This window comes from Thalassolituus hydrocarboniclasticus, assembly GCF_025345565.1.
Classification (GTDB): Bacteria; Pseudomonadota; Gammaproteobacteria; order Pseudomonadales; family Oceanobacteraceae; genus Venatoribacter; species Venatoribacter hydrocarboniclasticus.
Genome location: NZ_CP054475.1, coordinates 1,466,714 through 1,492,236, shown reverse-complemented (window position 1 = coordinate 1,492,236; position 25,523 = coordinate 1,466,714). Strand labels below are relative to the sequence as shown.

Genomic DNA, 25,523 nt, shown 5'->3' with positions numbered 1-25,523 from the left:
CTAGTGCGCCTATTAACCGAAGTAGCTTTCGCCGTTCGCAGCCATTTCACGCATACGAGCGGTTGGTTTGTACAGATTGCCCAGGTCGGCGTACTTGTCGCACAGAGCAACAAACTCAGCCATACCAACGGAATCCATGTAACGGCACGCACCACCACGGAATGGAGGGAAACCAATACCGAAGATCAGACCCATATCGGCTTCTGCCGGAGTATCAACGATACCTTCTTCCAGACAGCGGGCGATCTCGATGCACATTGGGATCATGCAGCGTGCGATGATGTCTTCAGCTTCGAAGTCTTTCGCTTCAGCAACCACTGGCTTGATCAGATCGTAAGTAGTCTGATCAACAACTTTCTTCGGCTTGCCTTTCTTATCGGTTTCGTAAACGTAGAAACCTTTACCGTTCTTCTGGCCGTAACGCTCGTTTTCGAACATCACTTCCATAGAAGTTTTGAAGTCAGCCTTCATACGATCCGGGAAGCCTTCCGCCATCACTTCGTTGGCGTGAACACCGGTATCGATACCAACAACGTCCAGCAGGTATGCTGGACCCATTGGGAAACCGAATTTCTCCATTACTTTGTCGACTTTCTGGAAGTCAGCACCGTCGCGCACCAGACCAGCGAAACCAGCGAAGTAAGGGAACAGTACACGGTTAACCAGGAAGCCCGGGCAATCGTTTACAACGATCGGGGTTTTACCCATTTTCTTCGCGTAAGCAACCACAGTGGCCACAGCTTCAGGAGAAGTCTTGGCACCACGGATAACTTCAACCAGTGGCATCATGTGCACAGGGTTAAAGAAGTGCATACCCAGGAAGTTTTCAGGACGCTTCAGGTCAGCAGCCAGCAGGTCGATAGAAATGGTAGAAGTGTTAGACGTGATGATCGCATCTTCGCGAACTTTGTCTTCCAGCTCAGCCAGAACCATTTTCTTGACTTTAGGGTTCTCAACAACCGCTTCCACGATAGTGTCAACGTCGCCGAATTCTGCATAAGACAGAGTCGGACGGATGCGGTTCAGGGTTTCACCCATCTGCAGCGGCTTCATTTTCTTACGCTCTACGCGCTTGGCCAGCAGCTTGTTCGCTTCGTTCAGGCCCAGCTCGATACCCGCTTCATTGATGTCTTTCATCATGATCGGGGTGCCTTTCAGCGCAGACTGGAAAGCGATACCGCCACCCATGATGCCAGCGCCCAGCACAGCTGCTTTATTGGTTGGTTTAGCAGCCTTGTCGAATTCTTTTGCTTTCTTCTTCAGCAGCTGGTCGTTCATGAACAGACCGATCAGAGCGTTGCTTTCAGAAGTTTTTGCCAGTTGTGCAAAGCCTTTGGCTTCCACTTCCAGTGCTTTATCACGACCCATGTTGGCCGCTTTCTGCATGGATTTGATGGCAACGATTGGCGCCGGGTACTGACCTTTGGTCTGACCAGCAACGAAACCTTTAGCGGTTTCGAAAACCATCATCTGTTCCATCGTGTTCAGCTTCAGCTTGGAAGTTTTCTCTTCACGACGGGCCTGCCAGTTGATTTCGCCAGCGATGGCGGCTTTCAGCATGGCAACAGACTGTTCTTTCAGTTTGTCAGCAGCAACAACGGCATCAACGGCGCCGTCTTTCAGTGCTTTCTCAGGCTTGTTCTCAGCGCCCATGCAGATCCATTCGATCGCATTGTCAGCACCGATAACACGTGGCAGACGGACAGTACCGCCGAAACCAGGCATCAGACCCAGTTTAACTTCTGGCAGACCGATCTTGGCCTTGTCAGACATTACGCGCAGGTCGGTAGACAGACACATTTCGAAGCCGCCACCCAGAGCGATGCCATTAATAGCAGTCAGGGTAGGAACGGACAGATCTTCGATAGCGCAGAAGATTTTGTTGGCTTCGAGGCCCCAGGCCACGATTTCTTCTTCGCTTTGCTTGAAGGCTTCACCGAATTCGGTGATATCCGCGCCGACGATAAATACGTCTTTACCAGATGTAACTAAAACGCCTTTAACGTCGCTGTTGCCTTGAATCGCTTCAACTGCTGCCTTCAGGTCTTCCAAAGTAACGCGGTTAAACTTGTTAACAGAGTCGCCTTGCAGATCGAATTTCAATTCGGCGATGCCGTCTTCGATCAAATTTACCGTGATGGCTTTACCTTCGTAAATCATCAACTGATCTCCACATGGTGGTTAGCTATTGACTGATCTGCCCGGAGGCGAATCAGCATTCTGCCTGTTGGTGAAACAACCCTCGCCGATGTTCATAAAATAAACAATTCATACGAGCGTTTGAATCTGAGTGGCACACATTCGGGGAAAGCGGTTGGAAAGTCAATAGAGAAGCAGGAATTGACGGGCATGCTGCTTATTTTCTGCACAAACCACGATCCTGAACGGCGCTATTTTAGCAGGTAAAGAGCCATTCGTGTTGAAAGGCGATCACCTGACAGGTGGAAGTTATTCAACCATGCAGGAACCCGGTCACGGGTACGAGACAACAGAATGCCAGCGCACCGGCCTGGCGCATTAAGCTACTTTTTGTTCATTTTTGTTACAGTTTGTAATGTCCTATAGGGATAAAATGACCTATCTCATACACTGCCTGAGGAAAGAATGTCATTCTTTCACGACAACTATCTAAAACAAAAAGAAGAAAACATGATGCGTCTAGCCTTCAACACCGCACGACTGGTGGTTCTGTTGTTACTGAGCCAGGCCGCACTGGCGACCCCACAACAATTACTGACCGATTTACAACACATGCGCCTTGCCGCGACCAACGCCGTCACCAACTTTTATATGTTTTCTGGTTTGGATGCCGACAGCAAATACGAGCGCCGCATTGACCAGAGCATGAAGAGGTTCGAAGAAAGCCTGACCAGCGCACTCCAGCTCGCCTCTATCAATGGTATGGGCGACAGCATTGCCAGTATCAATGTCGACTGGAAAAAGCTGTCAGAACTGATGACCATCAACCGTAACGATATGCTGAAGCAGGGCTATCCCAATGTGCGCCTGGTCGATGAAATGGGCCGTAAGAGCATGGAGATCGTGAACAAGGCATCGGCAGCCTACAGCACACTGGAACAAAGCAGTGGTATCAAACCTAGTCCGATCGTACAGAAAGCCCGCGACCTTGCTTTACTGATGGAAGAAATCACCTCCCAGTATGCCGCCCGCGGTACAACCAATCTGGGTCAGGTATTTATGGGTAACTACTCCCGCACCCTGACAGAAATGGCCGAAGACTTTCAGCAACAGCTGACTGAGCTTGAGGGCATGGTCAAATCTCAGAAGACCGAAGTCCTGATGGGCAGTGTTAAAAGCAAATGGCGTTTTATGGAAGAACGCATCAAGAATTACAACGAGAACACCGTGCCGTTTCTGGTTGTCAGTTATAACGACCGGATCATCGAGCATCTGGAAGAACTGGAGTCGATGTTCCAATAACAGACACAGCACATAAAAAAAGCCCGCGGAATGCGGGCTTTTTTTTATTTCTCGTTCACACGCTCCGCGTGGGAGTGCAACGCTAACGGCAAAGGCTGCCACACAGAGCGTGGGAGCCAGATATGCGGGCTTTTTGTGCCGAAGCGCTTAAAAAAACGCTTCCATAAAATGCTGATAGGCCGCCGCACTGGCCGTTTGGTTTTCCGAAGCCATCAGCGTCACACGGTTTTCGTACACCTCAAGCATCAGCAGATTGTCCTGCAGCTGTGGCAGCATACGGCTGATCAGCTCAGCATCGGCGGCACTGCCCTGGTTATGCCAGCTCAGACCTTCGGGCAAGCCTTCAGTGTCCCAGCCGGCCTGGCCAACCACGCGGAATTTCAGCTCCCCGCCCTGCTGCTTACCCAGACGCAGCAGTGTGTAACTGGTGCCCGGAATGTCATTGCGGATACCGGTTTTCGCCGCATCCGGTTTAAAAGTAAAGCTGCGCACCTGCAGGCCATTACGGATAGCATCAAAGCGCAATGCTGCCAGACGGGTATCGCGCGGACTTGGTCTCAGCATCATCACTGAGCCGATAATGGCCATAACACCCACACTTACAATCAACCAGATCATGAGGTCATTTCCTCCAGCTCCAGCCAGCGTTCTTCCAGAGCTTCGAGAGCGGCCTCCGCATCGGCCAGCTGGGCCAGCACATCCTGCACCTGTGCCGCATCACCACCATAAAAGTTGGCATCGGCGGTCTGAGCGGCCAGCGCATCGCGCTTCGCTTCCGCTGCGGCAATCTGTTCAGGCAGCAGATCCAGTTCGCGCTGCAGTTTGTACGACAGCTTTTTCTTGGGTTCGGCAGCCGTAACGGCCGGGGCTGGCTCGTCTTTTTTAACAGCCTTATCACTGGCGCCAGCCGATGCACTGCTGGCCTGTGCGGCACGGGCTTTCATCCGTTCCTGCCAGTCGGAATAACCACCCACCTGCTCGTCGATCACGCCGTTTTCACCGAACACCCACAGCTGCGTAACAACGTTATCAATAAAGGCACGGTCGTGACTGACCAGCAGCAGCGTGGCCTTATATTCCATCAGACGCTCTTCCAGTAATTCCAGGGTTTCCACGTCCAGATCGTTGGTCGGCTCATCCATCACCAGCAGGTTGCAGGGTTTCAGGAATAACTTGGCCAACAATACGCGGTTACGCTCACCACCGGACAGCGCTTTAACCGGCGTACGTGCCCGTGCCGGAGCAAACAGGAAGTCGCCCAGATAACCGATGATATGGCGGCTCTGGCCATTCACTTCGACCTGATCCTTGCCGTCGGCGACGTTATCGGCAATGGATTTTTCTTCATCCAGCTGATGTCGGGCCTGATCAAAATAGGCAACTTCAAGTCGTGTACCGCATTTAATGGTGCCGGATTGTGGTTCAAGCTTGCCCAGCAATAATTTCAGCAGCGTACTCTTACCCACCCCGTTAGGGCCGATCAGACCGATACGGTCGCCACGCATGACCGTGGTGGAGAAGTCGTTAACCTGCATCACGTCTTTCCAGGCGTAGGTCAGATGTTCGATTTCAAACACCTGCTTACCGGAAGATTCGGCCGCATTCATGCTGATATTGGCACTGCCCTGCACTTCACGGCGCGCCTTGCGCTCTTTGCGCATTTCTTTCAGCCGTTCGACCCGGCCTTCGTTACGGGTACGACGGGCTTTAACGCCCTGACGGATCCACTTTTCTTCTTCACTCAGGCGCTTATCGAATAAGGCATTCTGGGTGGCTTCGTCTTCCAGACGCTTTTCGCGGTATTCAACAAAGCTCAGGTAATCGCCCTGCCACTGGTAAAGGTTACCGCGGTCAAGCTCAACGATCCGGGTCGCCAGATTCTGCACAAACGCCCGGTCGTGGCTGATAAAGACCAGTGCGCCGTTAAACTGCTTCAGCTGCTCTTCCAGCCATTCGATGGTGGCAACATCCATATGGTTGGTTGGCTCATCGAGAATCAGCAGGTCGGGTTCCACCACTAACGCACGCGCCAGCATCACCCGGCGCTGCCAGCCACCGGACAACTCTGAAAACATCGCCTCGCCGGGCAGGTTCAGCTTCTGGATAATGGCTTCCACTTTCTGCTGCCAGCGCCAGCCATCGGCGGCTTCAATGCGGGTTTGCAGCTGCTCCAGCTTTTTCAGGTCAGCATCCGCGCCTTTGGCGCTTTCATCGTGGTACTGGGCAATGGCCTGACCAACCTCCCCCAGACCTTCGGCAATAACGTCATAGACCGGGGTATGAGTGGTCTGCGGCAATTCCTGCTGCAGTGCACTGACACGCAACAGATCGCGGTATTCCACCCGGCCATCATCCGGCTGTACCTGACGGTTAAGAATCTTCAGCAGCGTCGATTTACCTTCGCCATTGCGGCCAACCACACACAGACGCTCGCCGCTCTGAATATCAAGATCGACCTTATCGAGCAGAACGTGATCGCCAAACGCCAGCTCAGCCTGTTTCAAACGCACTAATACCATGGAGCCTTAACCTTACCGCCGGAGAAAAGGCCGACAGTATACAGAGGAAGCGTCATCACCGCGCGGCCAGAACCAGCATCACGCCAAACCGCCATTTGTCCTAAATAAAAGACAGTCTGTTTTAAATAGATTTGCAAAAAAGACTATTGCATCTGCTATCGGCAACCGTTAAACAGCTCCGTTGCCTTTTGCGCATTCCGTTCTCTTAACCGGTACATAATAATGACAATACATCTGAATCAGGGACACATTGCCGCTCTGATCATCGCTCTGGCTTTGTTTATCTGGATGGGAGCCGGCTCCCTCAGCAGCGATACTGAGTTTGAAAACCCACGCCCGCTGGTAATGGACAGTGGCCTGACCCGGGTACAGGTTGAGCGCATGCAGGGTGAACTGGTCAACCGCAATATCACCATTTCGGCCCACACCGCGGCCAACCGCCGGGTTGAACTGAAATCGGAAATCCGCGGCAAAGTGATCGCCATCCATAAAGATAAAGGTGCCGCGGTTAAAAAAGGTGAACTGCTGCTGGAACTCGATGCCCGCGACTGGCCGGCTCGGGTAAAGCAGGCGGAAGCCAATCTGAAGCAACGCCAGCTTGAGGCCCGCAGCGCCCGTCAGCTGAGTGAACGCGGCCTGGCTAATGAATCACAACTGGCACAGGCAGCTACTGCGCTGGCCAATGCCGAAGCCGAACTGACCAACGCCCGCATCCAGCTCAATGCCACCAAAATCCGCGCCCCCTTTACCGGTATTGTTGACCAGCGCATGGTTGAGATTGGCGATTTCGTTAAAGACAGTTCGCCTTTACTGACCGTACTCGATTTCTCTCCGTTTCTGGTTAAAGGCCAGGTGTCCGAACGTGACGCCGCCGACATTAATATCGGCGATGCGGGCTATGCCGAGCTGATCAATGGCGACCGCGTCGATGGCCGGGTACGTTTTATCGCCGCCGAAGCCGATGCCAAGACCCGCACCTTTCCACTCGAGCTGGAAATCAGCAACCCGGGCGGCAGTATGACCAGCGGCCTGACCGCCAAACTGCATATTCCGCAGCCGGCGACCTACGCCTACTTTATTTCTCCAGCACTGCTGATTCTGGACGATGAAGGCCAACTGGGGCTTAAAGGCATTGATGAACAGAATCGCGTGGTCTTCCGCAGCGTCAACCTGCTGAAAGCCGACAACAAAGGCATCTGGGTCTACGGTCTGGGGTCTGAGGCCAACATCATCACCGTTGGTCAGGGCTTTGTTGAATACGGTCAGCAGGTTGAGCCTGTCTATATGCAGGACAGCGAAATCAGTGCCCAGCCGGAAGCGCCGAAAGACGACGCTGACGCCACTGCATTAAGCGCGGGGTAAGATATGAACTCGCTGATTGATGCATCCCTGCAGCGTTCGCGCACGGTACTGATGCTGTTCTGCCTGATCGCCCTGATAGGCATCAGCACACTGATCAATATCCCGAAAGAAAGTAATCCGGACATCACCGTACCCTTTGTATACGTCTCGGTGACCCATGACGGTATCTCGCCGGAAGATGCCGACGCCCTGATTTACAAACCACTGGAAAAAGAGCTGCGCTCCCTCGACGGCATGAAAGAAATGGTGTCTACCGCCACCAGTGGCCATCTGTCGATCACGCTGGAATTTTATACCGACGTCGATATCGATCAGGCGCTGCTGGATGTTCGCCAGAAAGTGGATGACGCCAAAGGCGAGCTGCCCACCGACAGCAAAGAACCCAAGGTAAAAGAAATTAACGTCGCCCTGTTCCCGGTGATGGTGGTGACGCTGTCCGGCGAAGTGAATGAATCGGCGCTTTATGCCGTCGCTGAAGACCTGCAGGATCGTCTCGAAGCCCTGCCCGGCGTACTCGAAGCCACGATTCAGGGTAAGCGTGACGAAATCGCCGAGATTATCGTCGACCCGGCGCGTATGGATAACTACAACCTGTCGTTTAACGATCTGGCACGTCTGGTGGGCAATAATAACCAGCTGGTCGCCAGCGAGGATCTGGATACCGGCGCCGGACGTTTTGGCGTTAAAGTGCCCGGCCTGATTGAAAACATCCCCGATATTCTCAAGCTGCCGGTCAAAGCCGATGGCGATACCGTGGTGCTGTTTCAGGATATTGCGGTCGGCCGCCTGGCTTACAAAGACCGTAAAAATGCCGCGCGGGTAAATGGTAAGCCCGCGGTCACGCTGGAGATCAAAAAGCGCATCGGCTCCAACATTATTGATACCCTTGATCAGGTCAAAAGCATCATCAATGAGGTGAAACCCTACTGGCCGGCGGGTATTGATGTTGGCATCACTCAGGACGAATCGGTACAGATCAAAGAAATGCTCAACGATCTGTTCAATAACGTTCTGGTAGCAACATTACTGGTAATGATTCTGGTGCTCGGCAGCCTCGGCCTGCGAAGCTCACTGATGGTCGGCATGGCCATTCCCGGCGCGTTTCTGATGGCGCTGATTGTACTCAGCATGATGGGCTACACCCTGAATATGGTGGTGCTGTTCTCGCTGATCCTGTCCGTCGGCATGTTGGTTGACGGTGCTATTGTTGTGACCGAGTACGCTGACCGCCGCCTGGCCGAAGGCGCGACCAAACTGCAGGCTTACAGCGAAGCGGCCAAGCGCATGGCCTGGCCAATTATCGCCTCGACAGCCACGACTCTGGCTGTCTTTCTGCCGCTGCTGTTCTGGCCCGGCACCACCGGCGAATTTATGAAATTCCTGCCGCTGACCCTGCTTTACACCCTGAGTGCTTCGCTGATTATGGCGTTGATTGTGGTGCCGACCATCGGCGCAGTAATGGGCCGTGACGGCCACCACAACAGCGGCGCCCTCAGTGCAATTGAAGCCGCCGAACAGGGCCGCTTTGACGAACTGAAAGGCTTTACCGGCGGTTATGTGCGCCTGCTGGCGAAAGCCCTGAAACACCCGCTGCAGGTACTGGGCATGGCCATCGCCGCCCTGATCGGCTCTTTTGTGCTCTACGCCGCACTGGGAAATGGCGTCGAGTTTTTCCCTGATGTAGACGCCGACATCGGCATGGTCGATGTCCGCGCACGCGGCAACCTGTCGCTGCTTGAACGTGAACAGCTGGTGCAGCAGGTAGAAAAACGTATTTTCGATATGGCTGAAATTCAGTCGCTGTACACCGCCACTTTCGTTAAAGCCCCTTCTGATTCCGCCGCCGATGTCATTGGCCGTATTCAGATCGAGCTGGTGAACTGGGAACACCGCCGCTCAGCCAACCGCATTCTGGCCGACATTGAACACCGCACGGCCGATATTGCCGGCATCATCATTGAAACGCAGAAGAAAAAAGGCGGGCCGGCAGCCGGTGCCGATATTCAGCTGCAGTTTACCGCCGCCAGCAATGAAGCCATGGTGCCGCTGCTGGAAGAGGTCAAAACCATCTTCGAAGCCGACCCGGAACTGAAAGACGTACGCGACGACCGGCCGCTGGAAGGCATTGAATGGCAACTGCAGATTGACCGCGAGGAAGCCACCCGCTACGGCACCGATATCGCCAGTACCGGCGCCATGATCCGTATGATTACCGGTGGCCAGAAAGTCGGCACCTTCCAGCCGGATTTCAGTGATGACGAAGTTGAGATTCTGCTGCGCTATCCGCTGCAGACCCGCAGCATTGATCAGTTTGAAGCCTTTAATATCAGCACGCCTTATGGTCTGGTGCCGGTCAGCAACTTTATGCAGCGTAATGCCGTGCCTAAATCGGGCGATATTGTGCGCATCGATGGCAAGCGCCGCTATCGCTTAACCGCCAACGTCACCGAAGGCGTGAACGCCACCGATAAGATCAAACAGCTGGGGGAAAAGATCAAAGACCTCGACTGGCGCAGTGCCGGTGTTGAACCGCGTTTCCGTGGTGATTTCGAGAAAATGGCCGAAACCGGCGACTTCCTCGGCAAAGCCTTTGGTATCGCCCTGTTCCTGATGGCCACCATTCTGGTGACCCAGTTCAACAGCTTCTACCAGGCCGGTCTGATTATGAGTGCGATCATCCTGTCCATTGTTGGCGTACTGTTTGGCCTGATGATCCGTGGCGAGCCGTTTGGCATCGTCATGAGCGGCGTTGGTGTGATTGCCCTCGCCGGTATTGTGGTGAACAACAATATCGTTCTGATCGATACCTATAACCAGCTGATACATCAGGGGCTCGACCCGGTTGATGCCGCCCTGCGTACCGGCGCCCAGCGCCTGCGTCCGGTTTTGCTGACCGCCATTACCACCGTGGTCGGCCTGCTGCCAATGGTGATGCAGTGGAACATCGACATCCTCAATCAGCACTTTAGCGTGGGCGCGCCGTCCTCGCAGTGGTGGACACAGCTATCGACCGCCATTGCCGGCGGCCTGACCTTCGCCACCGTACTGACGCTGATTCTGACCCCCTGTTTATTGGTTTTAGGTGAGAAACGTCACCTGCAGACCCGGCAAATGCCTGTTGTCGGTGAAAACAGCACTCAACCCTCAGCCTGATCAGGCTTTATACAATCGGCCGGTGTCTTTCCGGACAGCGGCCGATTTTTTGAAGAATTTCCGCAAGTTACTGAAAAAAATCAAAAAAATCTCAGAAATAGCGTTGACATAAAGATCCGCGTGAGTAGAATGCCCACTCACTTTGCAGGGGGTGATTAGCTCAGCTGGGAGAGCATCTGCCTTACAAGCAGAGGGTCGGCGGTTCGATCCCGTCATCACCCACCAAAGCTGCACAAGTGAATGATCCGTAAGGGTCGTATGAAAATATGGACTGGTAGTTCAGTTGGTTAGAATACCGGCCTGTCACGCCGGGGGTCGCGGGTTCGAGTCCCGTCCAGTCCGCCATTTTTCATACAGAATTTGGGTGATTAGCTCAGCTGGGAGAGCATCTGCCTTACAAGCAGAGGGTCGGCGGTTCGATCCCGTCATCACCCACCATCATTCCTTGTGAATGATACAGAGTGGACTGGTAGTTCAGTTGGTTAGAATACCGGCCTGTCACGCCGGGGGTCGCGGGTTCGAGTCCCGTCCAGTCCGCCATTTCATTACCCTGACAGGTAATGATTGCAGTTAAGTGACAAAATTTAGTGACACATTTTGGGTGATTAGCTCAGCTGGGAGAGCATCTGCCTTACAAGCAGAGGGTCGGCGGTTCGATCCCGTCATCACCCACCATCATTCTTAAAGAACGATCTTTAAGATTGGTATCAGCGGACTGGTAGTTCAGTTGGTTAGAATACCGGCCTGTCACGCCGGGGGTCGCGGGTTCGAGTCCCGTCCAGTCCGCCATTTTAAAAACGTTTTACTTTAGCTGTACCAACCAACTGTTCGCTCTGGCGCACTCTTGGTATTGAAAGATCCTCCGATTTCCTCTGTCCGATTCGCACGTATCCTCTCTGATCTGCCTTTCCTAGTAATCATCGGTTTTCATCTTGCTGTAACAGTACAGAATTAACTTACGCCTGCCTTAGCGCTGAATGATCTGAACACAGGAACTTTAAGAGAGATTCATGCTCTGAAGAAGCGCTTGCAGTTGTACGTTCTGGCACAGGGTGTGCTTAACGTAAAACAACCACAACAATAATCCTGAACATGGAGGTAGTTATGTCTGACTACATCGAAGATCTTCTGGAAGTCGGTTTTGACGACTACGAAGACGACGTGGACGACGCGGTAGAGATGTAAGCTCTGCCCGACCGTTCGCGGAAACGCCCTGGCGCCTCGCCAGTCCAGCGTTTGAATGCCCGCTGAAATGCCGTCGCTGATCCGAAGCCTAATACATAGGCTATTTCACCCAGAGTCAGCGACGTATCCCGCACATAGCTCACCGCAAGATCCCGCCGCGTATCATTTAATACCTGCTGAAAGCTGCACCCCTCATCGGTTAAACGCCGCCTGACCGTCCAGGGCGCCATATTCAGCCGCTGTGCGACTTGCTCAAGGGTTGGCGTCTGACCGTTTAACAGCGGGCCAATGGCGCGCTCTGTCAGTTCACGGAAAGTTAAACCGAGGCGCACCCGCTCCAGCTCGCGGTCCGCCAGTTGCTTTAATGCCGAATACGTCGATGCACAACGCTGCTGAACCGGCAGATCCAGCGCCCAGTCATGCAGCACAACCGCATTACGCTCTGCACCAAAATGAACCTCGCACTGAAAGATTTCGCTGTAACGCTCCCGATAAGCCGGTGCCGAAAATTCAAATTCAACCCTTGCCAGCAGGTCATTACGGCCACTGAGCAACTGCATAAAGCGGTTCCAGCCTGACAATACCGAATCAACGACAAACAGGTTGTATTCGTTATACGGACTAATGGAATAAAACTGCGCAACGCCCCTGCCCTTTTCCAGCAGAAACTGCGAACGGCCACGGGCATTAAAGCTCGACAATAATTCATATTCCGTTAATGCACGGCAGGCACTGCGGATATCAGCAGCACTCTGTGCCAGCAAACCCGCCAGGCCCATCGCCGGAGGTGAGGTCAGACGGCCCATCTCCAGTCCCAGCCAGGGCATTGAAAATTCCTGAATACAGGCATGGCCCATACGCATAAAACGCGGAATGCTGATACGTGCATCCGGTGATGCCAGCTTTATCTCATCCAGCTGATACTGAGCCAATACAGCCTGAGGCCGGGCACCACGTTCTTCTACTGCACGGGCCATCAATTCCACATAAGCTACTGAAATATCGCCGAGTCTCATGAGCACTGTCTGTTGTTAAATGAATGGGCATTATTGCCGGCTCAGCGGTTACACGCAAAGCCTGCCAGAGAATTAAAAAAATCCATAAAAAAACCTGCATAAGCAGGTTTTAATCAGAGCGCAACATGCAACTCAGGCATCAAAGTCTGAGCTTCCCGGCTGATCGGCAGCTTCAGATTCAGATACTGCGGTTTGCGGCTCGTAAAAATCCAGCAAAAAGCGATAAGACAGCGACAGCATCACCAGCGAAATCAGACTGGTAATATAAGTGCCAAAAGCCGCCAGATAACGCAGCGCTGAATGATCGAGCATAAACAGCATCAAAAACGGCGACGCCATAGCTACCGGTACAATAAACACCACCAGAACCAGGCGCGTGCCATTCCCTTCGCTTAACAACCAGGCCCGCTTAAGGTCGGTCTTCTGCCCCAGCGCCAGCTCCGGCAGGGTTACCGACAGCCGTGACCAGATATAAAGCGCTGGTAACACGCCAATAACCGCACCCAACCAGGCATCATCCTTGCCCAACAGCAGCATGGCAATCAGCATGGTGCAGAAAAAAATCACCATCGCAATCACGCCCAGCAACAATCCGCGCAGCAAATAACGAAACTCTTCACGGCGCATACCATGCAATGCATTGGCATCCCATTTCTCTTGTGGCAACAGCGTAAAACGATGGCAGGAGGTAGCAAAAACAACACTCAGCAGAAGCGATATAATCAGAAAACCAAACTGATTAATGTAATCATCCTCTGCCAGAAAAACGGAACTGCTCCAGTCGACCAGCGCCAGAATCAGCATGGCCGGCAAAAACATTCTGATCACAGCAGTACGCTTTAACCACAGCAGCGAAACAGCTTCGCTGACCAGATCAGCGACTGGCAAATCGGCGCTTAATCCCAGAGGACTTTTCATTTCGGTATCCTTCTTTTCATTTCTGTTTCCCTGAAAGAAAAAGACAAAAAAAACGGTGGCAGCGCCACCGTTTTAATTCTCTGTCATTCAGCCTGCCGGAGGAATATCCCCGTGGCGTGCTTTATGACGGGCAATAATGCGTTGCGGGCTGAGCAGATAATGCGCCAGAGCCGGCAGCAGAATCAAGGCACCCAGCATGTTCCACAGGAACATAAAGGTCAGCAGAATACCCATGTCGGCCTGGAATTTAATTGGTGACAGAATCCAGGTTGCCACACCAATTGCCAGGGTAACACCGGTGAAACTTACCGCTTTACCGGTTGATTTCAGCGTCTCCAGGAAAGCTTCCTGCAGCGTTTTACCGGCAATAATCATCACTTCCAGACGACTGTAGATATAAATACCGTAGTCAACACCGATACCCACACCCAGCGCGATCACAGGCAATGTCGCAACCTTCACACCAATGCCCAGATAGGTCATCAGCGCCTGGCTCAGCACTGAAGTCAGTGCCAGCGGAATCAGGATACAGGCCACCGCAGTGAACGAGCGGAAGGTCATAAAACACAGCACAAAGACCACAACGTAAACGAAGATCAGCATCGTATCCTGCGCATCCGCGATTACCTGGTTCGTGGCCGCTTCGATACCGGCGTTACCGGATGCCAGCTGGAAGCGCACAGGTACAGAGTCGATTTCTTTATCGGCAATTGCCTGCTCGATTTCGGCAATGGTGTAGCCGAAATACTTCTCGTCAATATTGTCGTCGTACTGCGCCTTAAATTCCTCTACGGCCGCAACGGCGGTTTCCAGAGTCTCGGCTTTATGGTCATTCAGGTAAACAATCACCGGCGCCATAGAACAGTTAGGGTTCAGCAGGCTGCTTGGTGCACGCTGAATTGAAGTATTCAGAATGGTCTGGTTACGCGACAGCGCAGACCAGTTCAGGTTGCCCTCGTTCATCGCCTTGGTAACCAGCTTGGAGACGGTTACCAGTGAAGTTGTGGACTGCACACCCGGAACGTTTTCCATGTACCACATAAAGCGGTCAACGGCGTCCATTACCTTGAAGCTGTTGCACTGCTCTTTAGCGGTTTCAACCATCACCACCAGAACATCAGAACTGGTTGAATAGTTGGATACCATAAAATCGTTATCGAGGTTGTAGCGGGAATCAGCACGTAATTCCGGCGCACCTTTATCCAGGTCACCGATTTTCAGATCCTGACTCATCTGATAACCGAAGATGGCCATAACAATTGCAATCACAATCGGGAATGGCGCCACTTTCGGGTTGGCAAAGTAAGACATTGCCTTCCACAGTTTTGGCTCAGACTTTTCGGTTTTCTTCGCATGGCGAACACCGGCTTCGCTGATACCAATAAAGGACATCACGATTGGCAGCAGCACCAGGTTGGTCACGATAATCATCGCCACACCAATACTCGCAGCAATCGCCAGTTCCTGAATTACGCCGATATCAATAAACAGCAGCGTCAGGAAGCCCATGGCGTCAGACAACAGAGCCAGCATACCCGGCACATACAGACCACGGAATGCCTGACGTGCGGCCTGCAGTTTGTCAGCACCTTTACCGGACTCGATAGCGATACCGTTAATAATCTGTACCGCGTGACTGATACCGATCGCGAATACCAGGAAAGGTACCAATACGGAGTACAGGTCAATGGTATAACCCAGCAGTGCCAGCGCACCCAGCTGCCAGACAACGGCAATCAGTGACGCGACGATAGGCACCAGAGTGCCTTTCGGGCAGCGGGAATACAGGTACAGCAGGATGGCGGTCATCACCATCGCCGCGAGGAAGAAATAGGCAATGGATTTTGCGCCATCCAGCAGATCACCCAGTTTTTTCGGCGTACCGGTGATGTAAATACGGTACTTATCATTGCCGTATTTGGCGCGGATTTTATCTTCCAGATCCTGAGAGAACTTCTGATAACTCAGTTTCTCACCCGTTTCCGGATCGTACTCAACCAGTGGCACATCGATAATGGATGAGCGGAAATCGTTGGATACCAGACGACCAACCTGACCGGATTTCAGCACGTTCTGACGTACCTGTTCCAGACTTTCCGGACCACCGTCGTAGGTGCTCGGAATCACCGGGCCGCCCTGAAAACCTTCTTCCGTTACTTCCGTCCAGCGGGTATTCGGCGTCCACAGAGACTGCATACCGGAACGGTCAACGCCTTTAACGAAGAATACTTCATCGTTAATCTGGCTCAGGGTTTCCATATAGTCTTTGGTGAAAATATCGCCTTCCATTGCTTCGATCGAAATCTTCACATTGGCGACACCGCTCTTCATATCATCTTTATGCACCAGATAATTCTGGATAAAGGTGTGATTCAGCGGAATGTACTTCTCGATGCTGGAGTCCAGTTTTACCTTGGTCAGGCCATAGGCAAACAGCAGAGTCAGCAGACCCAGGACGATCATAACCAGCATACGGTTATTAAACAGAATGCGCTCTAACGCCGGCTCTGTCTCTTTCGACAGAATGTAATGTTCCGGCTCGGTAGAAAAATGATGCTTTTGTTCGGCCATGATTAAAAGTCTCCCGCCGCCATGCTAATGCTCTGATCAATCAACTCGCCGGCCGCATTCAGGCGCTTAACCCCCGCCTCGCCAACAATGATAAAGTTTCCATCGGATGTTTCTGCCACAGCAGCAAAAGCCTTACGCCCTTCAAGAATCGATGCCCGAGGATTCTGTAACTGAGCATCAAACATGACTAACGCGCCGCCATTACCCACCAGCAGCGTATGCTTACGGCCAACAATACCGGCCAGCAGAGTCTGTTCACTGCCGGTCAGCTTTTCATCCCAGCTGATACCACCATCGACGGAGCTGAACACATGACCACGCAGACCGAACATAATCTGCTTGTCGCCGGCTGCAATCAGACCAAACAAAGAGCCTTCATACGGCGAATCCATGGTGTGCCAGCTCTGGCCCAGATCATCGGATCGCAGAATCATGCCCATCTCGCCAACCATGGCCAGTGAGCGTGGGCCAACCATAGCAATCGCATTCAGGTGAAGGCGATCCGGGTTCGGCAAGCGTGAAGACACGTCTTCCCAGGTGGTACCGCCATCCTGGGTATAAAAGAACATGCCATAAGCACCAACCGCATAACCGCGCTTGGCATCGTAGAACCACACATCCAGGAAAGGTTTGGTTGAGCCGGTGCTCTGATCGTACTGAGCATCCTGCAGGGCATAAGTCGCCGTTTCCAGAGCCATTTCAGCTTCTTCGATAGCAACGTCATCACCGGCAGCCTCAGCGGCTTCAAGCTGATCCTGAGCGCGCTCTTTGGATTTGGTTGCAGCGGCAACAATGGCATCGTTTGCCAGATAGCCATCAAACTGCTTAACCCAGGTTTTACCAGCGTCAGAGGAGTAAAGAATGACACCATCATGACCAACCGCCCAGCCGTAATCACCGGACGGGAAATAAACAGCGGTAAGAGTCACCGACACCGGTACCTTAGCCTGCGCCCAGGTCAAACCGTCGTCGTCAGAGTAGACAATGTGGCCGTGAGAGCCCACTGCAATCAGGCGACTGTCGGCACGGACAACATCCAGCAGCAGTGTCTGGTGAGCACGCTGAGTCTGTAATGCCGGAGTATTAAGGGGGTCTTGCCAGGCAGCCTGAGCTGAAACAGCGCTGAGTATAACGCCAAGAATCAACCCAATACGGGTAAAGCCTATCGCCAGCGCTCTTCCCGTAGCACGAGCGGAAGACTGAACCAAATCAGAAAACATAAGGAGCTCCGTTTTTATAGTAATGTCGGAAGGCGGCTAGTCTAGCCGACTGATTTATCATTGACTAACGTCCAGTTGTTACAGAATGTAAGGGAAAAATCCTCTGTTTTGACCCTTAAATGCAAGAACGGATGAGTAAAACTCATCCGTTCGTTTATCCGATCAGCGCTTACCGCGACGGCGCAATTCTGCCGGAGTGAAATAACGATCTCCCGGAGGTTCATTGGTATAGTCAATGGTCCCCGCTTCTTCATTATCCAGCCCCTGCACATGGTAACGTTTGGCTTTCAGATCATGGAACACATCCATGGTGGTCCAGGTTACCGGTAATTCGTAATAGGTCTTCATGTACGCCATGTTCACACGCCAGAGATCACCGGCGGAATCGTACTGATCGGCCACAGCAACCCCCCAGGTATCTTCATCCAGGTAGAACACACGCTTGTGGTACACATGACGCATACCTTCTTTCAGGGTTGCTTCAACAACCCACACGCGGTGTTTTTCATAGCGGGTGTAATCAGGATTCAGATGGCCCGGCTTGATCAGATCTTTATAGCTGACTTTATTCGAGCTGAGCTTGTAGCTGTTATAAGGAATATAGATTTCCTTTTTACCCAACAGCTTCCAGTTGTAACGATCCGGAGCACCGTTATACATATCAGTATCATCGGCGTAACGCAGACCATCAGCCGCGGCAATCGGGGTATCGTAAGCCAGGTTAGGTGCACGGCGTACACGACGCTGACCTGCGTTATAACCCCAGGCCTGACGGGCTTCATCCACCTGGTTCAGGGTTTCATGAACCAATACCGCACCACCCGCCAGACGCGCCGGGGCTTTGGTAAATGACAGGTAATAGAACAGAATATTGTTCAGGTCTTCGATGCTTTTATCGCGGCGGTAGAAATTGAATTCAACCTCCTGCTGCACCGTTACCAGCGAGAAATCACCATCAACATGTACGGCAATTTCAGAAGCGCGGCGGGTTAAATAAATACCACGCCAGCGGGTCACGTGGTTCCAGATGGCTTCCAGACCGTTTTTGGCAATAGGGAAAGGAATGCCGCCATAAGCGTACATAAGACCGTTGCCGTCTTTATTCAGCTCAGCGCGGATAGCGTTTTTATAGGTGTTTTCGTACACCCACTCAGGCGCAGCTGCCGTACGACGGGTCTCATAGACCGGCATTTTAAAAGTATCCGGATACACCTTAAACAATTCTTTCTGACCCGGCGTCAGGTATTCCGCATACTGCTTCATATTGGCCGCAGTAATAACAAACAGCGGTTTATCTTTAGCGTACGGATCAATATGGTGCTGGCCAGGCTTGCTGTAGCCCACCGGTGGCAGACTCAGACCACCACGCCAGGGCGGAATATCACTGCCATTACCACTTCGTTCAGCTCCCAGCGGTGTCAGTTCCCCTTTCAGGCGATCCGCTTCTTTGACGGATACTGCCGCCATTGCCGCCGGCATTACAAACGCCAACGCCAATGCACCAGCCGCTATCCACTTATTTTTTTTCATTATGCGACCTCAACTACACCGCAGAGTGCGGCAATCTTCCCCGAAGCAAGAATAAAGAAACTTGCAGCGATGCTCAAATCAAACTCTTGCTGACAACCTCATACACGTCTTTGGACAAAGCGCCATGCTGCATAATGCGTTGCAACTCGGCTTTCATCAACTCCGATAATGAGGGTACCAGACGGCGCCACTTGGTCAGCGGTGTCAACAGACGTGCGGCGATCTGCGGATTACTGTCATTCAGACGCAATACCGCATCGGCCAGTAAACGGTAGCCGGCACCATCTTCACGATGAAAATGACAGAGAGCCTGATTGGCAAATGCCCCCAATACCGAGCGTACCTTATTCGGGTTACGCCAATCGAAGGCGGTATGTGCCAGAAGCTGCTGAATAAATTCCACCTTACCCAGCTCCGCCGAACCGGCCTGCACCGACAGCCACTGATTCACCACCAGCGCATCCTGTGACCACTGCTGATAAAAATCCGCCAGCAACTGTTCAGCCTGTGCGGCATCACCACTGTTGACCACCGCCACCAGCGCGGCCATCTGATCGGTCATATTATCGGCGCTGCGATACTGGCTGACGGCCTGCTGCAGACCTGCGGCACTGCCTTTCACCCAATACGCCAGCGCCAGGTTTTTCAGACTGCGCGCCGACATCTGTGCCGGTTCTGGTGCATAAGGCGCAGTTGACTGCAGACGCTGATAACAGGCGGCAAATTCTTCACTCAGCGATTCAGCAATCGCCTGCTGCACCTGTTTACGCGCCGCATGAATCGCCAGCGGATCGACCTCGGCAGAGAACTCAGCCACATAGGCTTCCGATGGCAGTGTCAGCAGACAGCTGACCATCGCCGGATCGAGTGATTCATCAGCCAGCAGACGGGCAAAAACTTCACGTACCTCCGGGCGTAATTCAAAATTGCCCTGTTGGGCAGCATTAATCCAGCTCAACAGCAGACGCTGTCCGGCATCCCAGCGGTTAAAGCCATCGCTGTCATGCTGCAGTAAAAACAGCAGATCGTCGGCGGATTGTTCGAACTCCACTTTCACCGGTGCGGAGAAATCACGGAACAGCGATAAGCGTGGTTGTTCTGCAACACCACTGAAAACAAAGGTTTGTTCAGCTTCGGTCAGATGCAGCACCTGACTGCTTTCTGTCCAGGCGGACGCCGGCTCAACCTGAATCACCAAATCCTTGCCATCAGCACCAATCAGACCCAGCTGCACCGGAATCCATTGCGGCAGTTTGTTACTTTGCCCCGGTGTATCCGGGCAGTGCTGAGTCAGAGTCAGACGCAACTGCTGAGCGTCCGCATCGTATTCACTGTTCACCGTCACAACCGGCGTACCCGCCTGTTTATACCAGCGTTTGAACAGGGTCAGATCAACGCCGTTAGCGTCTTCCATCGCCTGCACAAAATCATAAATGGTAACGGCCTGGCCATCGTGGCGGTCAAAATACAGATCGGAGCCTTTACGGAAACCGTCTTTACCGAGAATTTTGTGCAGCATACCGACCACTTCTGCACCTTTTTCATAAATGGTCACGGTGTAGAAGTTGGAAATTTCGATAAAAGAATCCGGCTGCACCGGGTGCGCCATCGGCCCACCGTCTTCGGCAAACTGTACGGTGCGCATAATGTTTGCGTCTTCAATACGCTTAACCGTGGCGGAATTCATATCGGCCGAGAAGCAGGCGTCACGGAATACTGTAAAACCTTCTTTCAGACTCAGCTGAAACCAGTCACGACAGGTGACGCGGTTACCTGACCAGTTATGGAAATATTCGTGCGCAACAATGGCTTCAATACGCTGGTAGGCCGCATCGGTGGCGGTCGCCGGGTTAGCCAGCACACAGGATGAATTAAAAATATTCAGCCCTTTATTTTCCATTGCCCCCATATTGAAGTCATCGACGGCAACGATCATAAAAATATCCAGATCGTATTCACGGCCATACACTTCTTCATCCCAGCGCATGGAACGTTTTAACGCGTCGAGGGCATAATCGGTTTTATCGATATTCTGTGGCTCAACAAAAATTTTCAGCACCACATCACGCCCGCTCATGGTGGTAAAGCGGTCTTCTTTAACGCGTAAATCACCGGCTACCAGTGCAAACAGATAGGCGGGTTTTTTATGCGGGTCCTGCCAGGTCACTTTATGCAGACCATTATCAACGCTGTCAGCAATCAGATTGCCGTTAGATAACAGCACCGGAAATTGCGCCGCATCGGCAATAATGTGCGTGGTAAAAACCGACATCACATCCGGACGGTCGAGATAATAGGTAATGCGGCGGAAACCTTCGGCTTCACACTGGGTGCAATACATACCACCGGAACGGTACAAACCTTCGAGGGCGGTATTTTTTGCCGGATAAATCCGGGTTTTGATTTCCAGTTGCGAGCGCTGCTGTACGCCTTTCACGGTCAGGCTTTCATCACCCAGCTCATATTGTCCGGTGGTCAGAGTCTGACCATCCAGTACCAGACTGATCAGTTCCAGATCCTGACCGGCAAGCAGCAAATCAGCGCCATCCGCTGCCTGATCATTGCGCACCAGATCCAGCAGCGCGGTGACCAGGGTATATTCATCCTGCAACTCAAAGGTCAGCTCTGTGCGTTCAATCCAGTAATCCGGCTGCTGATAGTCTTTCAGATAAATGGCTGTTGGCTGTGCATCACGCATAGACTTAATCCTTTAACGCAAATGAAATATGGTATGAGCTGAATTTACGTAAATTAATCACACCACCATCCAGTATTAAATACTGCCCCTTAAGGCCCAGCAGACGACCGCTGACCTGAGGGTTTTTATCAAAATTAAAACTGCTGATTTTGTTTGGATACTGACTGACCGGATATTCAAACTGCCAGACATCAGCGTCGTTCAGAAGCTGCACACTGCCCACTCCTTCGCGCTGTTCGATTTCCGCCAGCGGCTGGGCAAATTCGCTCAGCAGGCGGTCGCGCTCTGCTGCTAAATCCAGAGCAGCGGCCGGGCCTTTCAGCAAGGTGCGCCAGTTGGTTTTATCCGCTACCTGCGAACGCAGTAAATCTTCAATCAAACCAGACAAGCGGCGATTTTTAACCCGCGCAATCGGTAACGCCTGTGCTGCGCCCTGATCCAGCCAGCGCACCGGCATTTGTGTGGCCCGGGTAATGCCCACTTTTAATCCGGAAGAATTCGCCAGATAGACAATATGATCGTTAAAGCACACCTGCTCCGCCCACGAAGGCTCGCGACAGGTACCCGCCGAAAAATGGCATTTTTCCGGACTCATCATGCAGGAATCACATTGCGCCAGCGAGGTAAAACAAGGATAACAATAGCCCTGACTGAAGCTGGTTTTAGTGCGTCGACCGCAATGGCTGCAATGAATGGCACCGCTGTAGGTCATTTCAATATGACGGCCAATCAGCGGATTTAAATCCAGCCGCTGATCGTCCAGCACCAGTTGATACTTCACCACATCGTCGTGTTCGCCGGCCTGCAGGGCCATTTTACTGATAAGGCCACTGGCCAGAATCTGAGTCATAAATTACTGCAGGGTCAGCGTCTGAACATCGTCGTGATCATCTTTACCTGAGGATTTACAGGCATCTTCCATATAACCCACGCGCTGCTCCGCCGGCAGGTCGTGAATCTGTTCATAATGAATGATGGCTTCCATGCACAGCTCCCGCTGCTGAGGCTCCAGCTTACGGCCATCAGGCCAGCGTCCCAGCTCTACCGCATTACGCAGATTCTGGTAGATCTCAGGCGTCAGGGATTTAATAAGTTGTTCAAGTGTCATAGCAACCTCATCACAGACCTGCACACAGCGGCAGCGTCTTTTCTTACTTAAATTCAGTATCACGGCTGACGGTTTTAACCGGCCACAGCATAGCCAGAATAAAACCACTGATCAGTCCGCCTAAATGCGCTCCATGCGCGGTACCGGATAATCCCGGCACTAGGGTATCGGCACTGATGGTGAGCAACAACCAGCCCACCATGACCGGTAATAACATACGCGGAATGCGGTAATCGATATTGCGCCGGCGCTGACGAAAACCAACCCAGCCAAGCAATCCCAGAGTGACGCCGGAAATCCCGCCAAAGGCCGGCCCGGCATACCACCACTGCACCATATTGCCAATAAGACCGCAAACCAGCAGCAAAACCAGCAGAGGCATAACCCCCTCATGTTGCTCTACCCTTCTGGCCAGAATCCACCACCAGAGGGAATTAAACAGCAGGTGCAAAACGGAAAAATGCAGCAAGGTTGGCCGCCATAATTCCCAGACACCTAATTGCCAGTACACAGCAAGGCTGAAACGCTGCTCAGGCCAGTATTCTGCCCCGGCACTCAGCCAGTGCTGCCAGTCGGCAGAAAAATGCATCCAGATAAAAACGGCCGGTAACAGCAATAAAATGAAGGTGCTCAGCGGTGTTGCCAGCAACTGCAGCAATCCCTGCCAGAGTTTAGGTTCAACCGCTTCAGCAGGCAGCGGAGTAATCTGCCCGGCCTGCCATTCTTCCAGCCACTGCTTAACCTGCGGCGCATGACGGCCATCGGCCAGGTATAAACACTGCTGACCATCCGCCTGATCAATAACTCTGTGCGCTATTCGTTCGGCCCAGAGACGCTGAGTCAGCGGCGATAAATCCACACCAGCCGGTGCAACCAATACCAGCACAGGCTCCATCAGCGCTCGCTCTTTTCTACCCGCACCCAGGTAAATTTACCCGGCTGCAAACTGCGTTCGGTATCCATACGGTACGCGGCAAGACGTCCGTATTTAACCGCACTGTAATCAAGACAGGCGATATTAGGCACAATGGGCGCAGGTAAACCCTGCATCCAGTAGTGGCCAATAAACAGCGGTTTTTCCTGCGGGCCGTAAAACAACAACTGGTCGCGTTCTTCACCGCTTAATAAAGCGTGTTCAATATCATCCGGCAGCGGATCAGGCTGGAACACCACATCGCTGTAACGCTCCGGGTCACCTTCCCAGAATTTGGTGCGGAAAAACTGCCGCACCATGCCATCTTTGGCCGTCATAGAACGGCCATCGGGTAATTTCAGTGATGTGCCACGCAGCATACGGTCGAGAAATTTATAAATAAACGAGCTGGTATTCACCGATTCAGCGAGCATATTGCGGTGCAGTTTATTGTCGCCATAACGGCGCAGATATTCGTCAATCATGGCCTGATCCCAGCAGGCGTGAACCACGCGGAAGTGCTCATAATCGAGGAACAGCGGCAGATCGATAAACCAGTCGAGGAATTCATTAAACTCGTGCGGATAATTTGCAAACTGCTCCAGCGTCTGTTCAACAATAAAGCTGTTGCGCTTAGTGTGCGGACGCAGAAAAGGCTGGCGCATGCCCGGCGGTGCTTCGGTGCAATAGGTCACCACATTGTATTCGTGATTTCCCATTACAATGTCGGCATGACCGGCATCCACCATGTCACGCACAACGTGACAGGCAAGGCGGATATGCGGTCCGCGATCGACGATATCACCGAGAAAAACAACCTTACGCTTCGGGTGCTGGTACACGCCGCCGCGCTTGCTGTAGCCCATTTGCTCCAGCAATTCGATCAGCGTTTCGCCACAGCCGTGAATATCACCGATTAAATCGTAACCCTGGTGCATACTTAATCCCCCAGGTTGCTACTCCAGCCCAGTTTAGTCCGGCAAATTTCATAGAAATTGTGACCTTTGGGGTGAATCAGCTTCAGTTTATGGGCTTTTTTGCGGATGGTAATACTGTCGCCTGGCGCACAGGGAATATGCGTCTGGCCGTCGCAACTGATGGTCGGGTAAATACCCAGATCAGAATCAATCACGATTTTAATTTCACTCTTGCCGTCAACCACAATCGGCCGGCTGGAAAGCGTGTGCGGGAACATCGGCACCAGCACCAGCGCATCCAGTTTCGGGTGCATGATCGGGCCACCACCGGAGAGCGAATACGCGGTCGAACCGGTTGGTGTCGACACAATCAGGCCATCGGAGCGCTGGTTATAAACGTACTGGCCTTCGATCCACAGATCAAAAGCAATCATCCGTGCTGACTTACCCGGGTGCAGCACCACATCGTTCAGCGCCGCGGCGGTGGCTATCGGATTGCCATCACGCTTTACCTCAGCGTCGAGCAGGAAGCGCATCTCGCTGACGTATTCGCCATTAAGCACATCCTGCACCGCATCGAACATGGTTTCGTCCGGGCTGATATCGGTCAGGAATCCCAGACGGCCGCGGTTAATGCCCAGCACCGGCGTATTAAAACGCGCCAGTGCGCGCGCCGCGCCCAGCAAGCTGCCGTCACCGCCCACCACAATCACCAGATCGCAGATCTCACCGAGCAGATTAACATTGCTGACCTGCATGCCATGACCCGGCATCACTTCAGCAATACGGTCATCAAGAATAACGTGATAGCCTTCATCGATCAGATAACGGGACAGACGCTTAACCGTCTCAATCACTTTATTGCTGTTCAGACGGCCGATCATGCCGATGTTACGAAATTCTTCCATTACTGCGACCTGGCATTTAAGTGGGCGATAGGCAGAACGGCTGGCTGCAGCCCTGCGAATAATG

The 25,523-nt window shown here is 52.6% G+C and carries 17 protein-coding genes and 6 tRNA genes; 9 read left to right on the top strand and 14 right to left on the bottom strand.

Annotation, left to right across the window (positions count from 1 at the left end; translation table 11 throughout):
- Positions 1–12: 12 nt before the first annotated feature.
- Positions 13–2,160 (bottom strand): fatty acid oxidation complex subunit alpha FadB, encoded by a 2,148-nt coding sequence (gene fadB, locus HUF19_RS06580; protein WP_260999478.1) that lies wholly within the window; start codon positions 2,158–2,160, stop codon positions 13–15.
- 489 nt (positions 2,161–2,649) lie between these two features.
- Between fadB and HUF19_RS06575 the strand changes: the two genes are divergently transcribed.
- Positions 2,650–3,441, top strand: coding sequence for a hypothetical protein (locus HUF19_RS06575; protein ID WP_260999033.1), 792 nt, complete (start codon positions 2,650–2,652; stop codon positions 3,439–3,441).
- A 147-nt stretch (positions 3,442–3,588) separates the two neighbouring features.
- Here HUF19_RS06575 and HUF19_RS06570 read toward each other — a convergent pair whose 3' ends face one another.
- Both HUF19_RS06570 and HUF19_RS06565 read right to left on the bottom strand, forming a co-directional pair.
- Positions 3,589–4,059 carry a hypothetical protein gene (locus HUF19_RS06570; protein ID WP_260999032.1) on the bottom strand — a complete coding sequence of 157 codons (471 nt, stop codon included), beginning with the start codon at positions 4,057–4,059 and terminating at the stop codon, positions 3,589–3,591.
- Positions 4,056–5,960: an ATP-binding cassette domain-containing protein gene (locus tag HUF19_RS06565; protein WP_260999031.1), complete on the bottom strand. Its 1,905-nt coding sequence runs from the start codon at positions 5,958–5,960 to the stop codon at positions 4,056–4,058. Before HUF19_RS06565 ends, HUF19_RS06570 begins: the two co-directional genes overlap by 4 nt.
- Positions 5,961–6,182: 222 nt before the next feature.
- On the opposite strand from HUF19_RS06565, the gene HUF19_RS06560 reads away from it, so the two are divergent.
- The 8 genes from HUF19_RS06560 to HUF19_RS06525 all read left to right on the top strand — a co-directional run bounded on the left by HUF19_RS06560 (position 6,183) and on the right by HUF19_RS06525 (position 11,264).
- Positions 6,183–7,322, top strand: a complete 1,140-nt coding sequence (locus HUF19_RS06560; protein ID WP_260999030.1) for an efflux RND transporter periplasmic adaptor subunit — start codon at positions 6,183–6,185, stop codon at positions 7,320–7,322.
- A 3-nt stretch (positions 7,323–7,325) separates the two neighbouring features.
- Positions 7,326–10,475 (top strand): efflux RND transporter permease subunit, encoded by a 3,150-nt coding sequence (locus HUF19_RS06555; protein WP_260999029.1) that lies wholly within the window; start codon positions 7,326–7,328, stop codon positions 10,473–10,475.
- Positions 10,476–10,624: 149 nt separating this feature from the next.
- Positions 10,625–10,700 (top strand) — tRNA-Val (locus HUF19_RS06550).
- 43 nt (positions 10,701–10,743) lie between these two features.
- Positions 10,744–10,820 (top strand) — tRNA-Asp (locus HUF19_RS06545).
- 17 nt (positions 10,821–10,837) lie between these two features.
- Positions 10,838–10,913 (top strand) — tRNA-Val (locus HUF19_RS06540).
- A gap of 25 nt (positions 10,914–10,938) precedes the next feature.
- Positions 10,939–11,015 (top strand) — tRNA-Asp (locus HUF19_RS06535).
- A gap of 59 nt (positions 11,016–11,074) precedes the next feature.
- Positions 11,075–11,150, top strand: a tRNA-Val gene (locus HUF19_RS06530).
- Positions 11,151–11,187: 37 nt separating this feature from the next.
- Positions 11,188–11,264: transfer RNA gene (locus HUF19_RS06525), tRNA-Asp, on the top strand.
- Between the two features lie 359 nt (positions 11,265–11,623).
- On the opposite strand, the gene HUF19_RS06520 is transcribed toward HUF19_RS06525, so the two are convergent.
- The 11 genes from HUF19_RS06520 to HUF19_RS06470 form a co-directional block, all read right to left on the bottom strand.
- Positions 11,624–12,637: an AraC family transcriptional regulator gene (locus tag HUF19_RS06520; RefSeq protein ID WP_260999477.1), complete on the bottom strand. Its 1,014-nt coding sequence runs from the start codon at positions 12,635–12,637 to the stop codon at positions 11,624–11,626.
- A gap of 171 nt (positions 12,638–12,808) precedes the next feature.
- Entirely contained in the window at positions 12,809–13,594 is a 786-nt protein-coding gene (locus HUF19_RS06515; protein WP_260999028.1) for a hypothetical protein, read from the bottom strand.
- Between the two features lie 87 nt (positions 13,595–13,681).
- Positions 13,682–16,165, bottom strand: a complete 2,484-nt coding sequence (locus HUF19_RS06510; protein ID WP_260999027.1) for an efflux RND transporter permease subunit — start codon at positions 16,163–16,165, stop codon at positions 13,682–13,684.
- Positions 16,166–16,167: 2 nt separating this feature from the next.
- Positions 16,168–17,385 carry a WD40/YVTN/BNR-like repeat-containing protein gene (locus HUF19_RS06505; protein WP_260999026.1) on the bottom strand — a complete coding sequence of 406 codons (1,218 nt, stop codon included), beginning with the start codon at positions 17,383–17,385 and terminating at the stop codon, positions 16,168–16,170.
- Positions 17,386–17,547: 162 nt separating this feature from the next.
- Complete coding sequence (locus tag HUF19_RS06500) at positions 17,548–18,915, bottom strand: DUF1329 domain-containing protein (RefSeq protein WP_260999025.1); 1,368 nt, start codon at positions 18,913–18,915, stop codon at positions 17,548–17,550.
- Between the two features lie 73 nt (positions 18,916–18,988).
- A complete protein-coding gene (pepN, locus tag HUF19_RS06495; RefSeq protein WP_260999024.1) occupies positions 18,989–21,613 on the bottom strand; it encodes an aminopeptidase N in 2,625 nt (874 codons plus the stop codon).
- Positions 21,614–21,617: 4 nt separating this feature from the next.
- Positions 21,618–22,463 carry a DUF2797 domain-containing protein gene (locus HUF19_RS06490; RefSeq protein ID WP_260999023.1) on the bottom strand — a complete coding sequence of 282 codons (846 nt, stop codon included), beginning with the start codon at positions 22,461–22,463 and terminating at the stop codon, positions 21,618–21,620.
- A gap of 3 nt (positions 22,464–22,466) precedes the next feature.
- Positions 22,467–22,721, bottom strand: a complete 255-nt coding sequence (locus HUF19_RS06485; RefSeq protein ID WP_145469451.1) for a YeaC family protein — start codon at positions 22,719–22,721, stop codon at positions 22,467–22,469.
- Between the two features lie 43 nt (positions 22,722–22,764).
- Positions 22,765–23,616: a rhomboid family intramembrane serine protease gene (locus HUF19_RS06480; protein ID WP_260999022.1), complete on the bottom strand. Its 852-nt coding sequence runs from the start codon at positions 23,614–23,616 to the stop codon at positions 22,765–22,767.
- The gene (locus tag HUF19_RS06475; protein WP_260999021.1) at positions 23,616–24,572 is read right to left on the bottom strand and encodes a metallophosphoesterase; all 957 of its coding nucleotides are present in this window, start codon (positions 24,570–24,572) and stop codon (positions 23,616–23,618) included. Before HUF19_RS06475 ends, HUF19_RS06480 begins: the two co-directional genes overlap by 1 nt.
- 2 nt (positions 24,573–24,574) lie before the next feature.
- A complete protein-coding gene (locus tag HUF19_RS06470) occupies positions 24,575–25,459 on the bottom strand; it encodes an NAD(+) kinase (RefSeq protein ID WP_145469448.1) in 885 nt (294 codons plus the stop codon).
- Positions 25,460–25,523 lie beyond the last annotated feature (64 nt).

Coding starts and splice junctions, on each gene's coding strand:
- HUF19_RS06560 (WP_260999030.1), top strand. CDS start 6,183: ATGACAATACATCTGAATCAGGGACACATTGCCGCTCTGATCATCGCT.
- HUF19_RS06570 (WP_260999032.1), bottom strand. CDS start 4,059: ATGATCTGGTTGATTGTAAGTGTGGGTGTTATGGCCATTATCGGCTCA.
- HUF19_RS06480 (WP_260999022.1), bottom strand. CDS start 23,616: ATGGAGCCTGTGCTGGTATTGGTTGCACCGGCTGGTGTGGATTTATCG.
- HUF19_RS06490 (WP_260999023.1), bottom strand. CDS start 22,463: ATGACTCAGATTCTGGCCAGTGGCCTTATCAGTAAAATGGCCCTGCAG.
- HUF19_RS06485 (WP_145469451.1), bottom strand. CDS start 22,721: ATGACACTTGAACAACTTATTAAATCCCTGACGCCTGAGATCTACCAG.
- HUF19_RS06520 (WP_260999477.1), bottom strand. CDS start 12,637: ATGGCCCGTGCAGTAGAAGAACGTGGTGCCCGGCCTCAGGCTGTATTG.
- HUF19_RS06475 (WP_260999021.1), bottom strand. CDS start 24,572: ATGCACCAGGGTTACGATTTAATCGGTGATATTCACGGCTGTGGCGAA.
- HUF19_RS06515 (WP_260999028.1), bottom strand. CDS start 13,594: ATGAAAAGTCCTCTGGGATTAAGCGCCGATTTGCCAGTCGCTGATCTG.
- fadB (WP_260999478.1), bottom strand. CDS start 2,160: ATGATTTACGAAGGTAAAGCCATCACGGTAAATTTGATCGAAGACGGC.
- HUF19_RS06505 (WP_260999026.1), bottom strand. CDS start 17,385: ATGTTTTCTGATTTGGTTCAGTCTTCCGCTCGTGCTACGGGAAGAGCG.
- pepN (WP_260999024.1), bottom strand. CDS start 21,613: ATGCGTGATGCACAGCCAACAGCCATTTATCTGAAAGACTATCAGCAG.
- HUF19_RS06510 (WP_260999027.1), bottom strand. CDS start 16,165: ATGGCCGAACAAAAGCATCATTTTTCTACCGAGCCGGAACATTACATT.
- HUF19_RS06555 (WP_260999029.1), top strand. CDS start 7,326: ATGAACTCGCTGATTGATGCATCCCTGCAGCGTTCGCGCACGGTACTG.
- HUF19_RS06500 (WP_260999025.1), bottom strand. CDS start 18,915: ATGAAAAAAAATAAGTGGATAGCGGCTGGTGCATTGGCGTTGGCGTTT.
- HUF19_RS06575 (WP_260999033.1), top strand. CDS start 2,650: ATGATGCGTCTAGCCTTCAACACCGCACGACTGGTGGTTCTGTTGTTA.
- HUF19_RS06470 (WP_145469448.1), bottom strand. CDS start 25,459: ATGGAAGAATTTCGTAACATCGGCATGATCGGCCGTCTGAACAGCAAT.
- HUF19_RS06565 (WP_260999031.1), bottom strand. CDS start 5,960: ATGGTATTAGTGCGTTTGAAACAGGCTGAGCTGGCGTTTGGCGATCAC.